The organism is Streptomyces boncukensis, assembly GCF_011045075.1.
GTDB classification, from domain to species: Bacteria; Actinomycetota; Actinomycetes; order Streptomycetales; family Streptomycetaceae; genus Streptomyces; species Streptomyces boncukensis.
Genome location: NZ_JAAKZZ010000874.1, coordinates 1 through 1,829, shown reverse-complemented (window position 1 = coordinate 1,829; position 1,829 = coordinate 1). Strand labels below are relative to the sequence as shown.

The 1,829-nt window shown below is 74.2% G+C and carries 2 protein-coding genes; both read left to right on the top strand.

Going from position 1 to position 1,829, the window contains the following annotated elements:
* Nucleotides 1–822, top strand: an 822-nt coding sequence (locus tag G5C65_RS36555; RefSeq protein ID WP_277608159.1) for a carboxyl transferase domain-containing protein, incomplete at its 5' end; no start/stop codon positions are given.
* 62 nt (nucleotides 823–884) lie between these two features.
* The coding region (locus tag G5C65_RS36550) for an ATP-binding protein (RefSeq protein ID WP_165303344.1) at nucleotides 885–1,829 on the top strand (945 nt) is incomplete at its 3' end.

Here is a 1,829-nt window from a genome sequence, read left to right as displayed (position 1 = left end):
CCGCATCCCGGCCCGCACCCCGACCCGCATCCCGGCCGGATCCGGCCGCCGCTGTACGACCCCGAGGAGCTGCTCGGCGTGGTCCCCGGCGATCTGCGGGTGCCGTTCGACCCCCGCGAGGTGATCGCGCGGATCGTCGACGGCTCCGACTTCGACGAGTTCAAGCCGCTGTACGGGCCGAGCCTGGCGACCGGCTGGGCGGAGCTGAACGGCTACCCGCTGGGCGTGCTGGCGAACGCGCGCGGCGTGCTGTTCAGCCAGGAGTCGCAGAAGGCCGCGCAGTTCATCCAGCTCGCCAACCAGCGCGACATCCCGCTCCTCTTCCTGCACAACACCACCGGCTACATGGTCGGCCGCGACTACGAGCAGGGCGGCATCGTCAAGCACGGCGCCATGATGATCAACGCCGTCTCCAACTCCCGGGTCCCGCACCTGTCCGTGCTGCTGGGCGCCAGCTACGGCGCGGGCCACTACGGCATGTGCGGCCGTGCCTACGACCCCCGTTTCCTGTTCGCCTGGCCCAGCGCCAAGTCGGCCGTCATGGGCCCGCAGCAGCTCGCGGGGGTGATGGCGACCGTGATGCGGCAGTCGGCGGCCGCGAAGGGGCAGCCGTACGACGAGGAGGCCGAGGCCGGGCTGCGGGCGATGGTCGAGCAGCAGATCGAGAGCGAGTCGCTGCCGATGTTCCTGTCCGGGCGGCTCTACGACGACGGCGTCATCGACCCGCGCGACACCCGCACGGTGCTCGGCCTGTGCCTGTCCGCGATCCACACGGCACCGGTGGCCGGTGCGCGCGGCGGCTTCGGCGTCTTCCGGATGTGAGCGCGCGGGGTAAGCGGAGCCAGCGGAGCAAAGAGGAGCCAGCGGAGCAAGAGGAGAAGACTGTGATCACTTCTGTACTGGTCGCCAACCGGGGCGAGATCGCCCGGCGCGTCTTCCGCACCTGCCGCCGGCTGGGCCTGTCCACCGTGGCCGTCTGCTCCGACGCCGACGAGCGCGCCCGCACCCCGCACGCCCCCGAGGCCGACGCCGCCGTCCGGCTCCCGGGCGGCGCGCCCGCCGACACCTACCTCCGCGCCGACCTGCTGGTCGAGGCGGCGCTGGCGGCGGGCGCCGACGCCGTCCACCCCGGCTACGGCTTCCTCTCCGAGGACCCGGGGTTCGCCCGCGCCGTCCAGGAGGCGGGCCTGGTCTGGATCGGACCGCCGCCCGCCGCGATCGAGGCCATGGCGTCCAAGACCCGGGCCAAGCGGCTGATGGCCCAGGCGGGCGTCCCGCTCCTCGCCCCGCTCGACCGGCCCGCCGAGGCGCGGCCGCCGCTGCTGGTCAAGGCGGCGGCGGGCGGCGGCGGCCGCGGCATGCGCGTCGTACGGGACCCGGCCGCGCTGGAGGCCGAGCTGGCGGCGGCCCGCGCCGAGGCCGCCGCCGCGTTCGGGGACGGCGAGGTCTTCGTCGAGCCGTACGTCGAGCGGGGACGGCATGTCGAGGTGCAGGTGCTGGCCGACGCGCACGGCGCCGTATGGACCCTCGGCACCCGCGACTGCTCGCTGCAGCGGCGGCACCAGAAGGTGATCGAGGAGGCCCCCGCACCCGGCCTGGACGCGGACCGGGAGCGCGAGCTGTGCGGTTACGCCCAGCGTGCGGCGCGGGCCGTGGGCTACACGGGCGCGGGCACCGTCGAGTTCCTGCTGGACGCGGAGGGGTCCGCGTACTTCCTGGAGATGAACACCCGCCTCCAGGTCGAACACCCGGTCACGGAGCTGGTGTACGGGCTGGACCTGGTCGCCTGGCAGCTCCGCATCGCCGACGGCGCGCGACTCCCCCAGGAC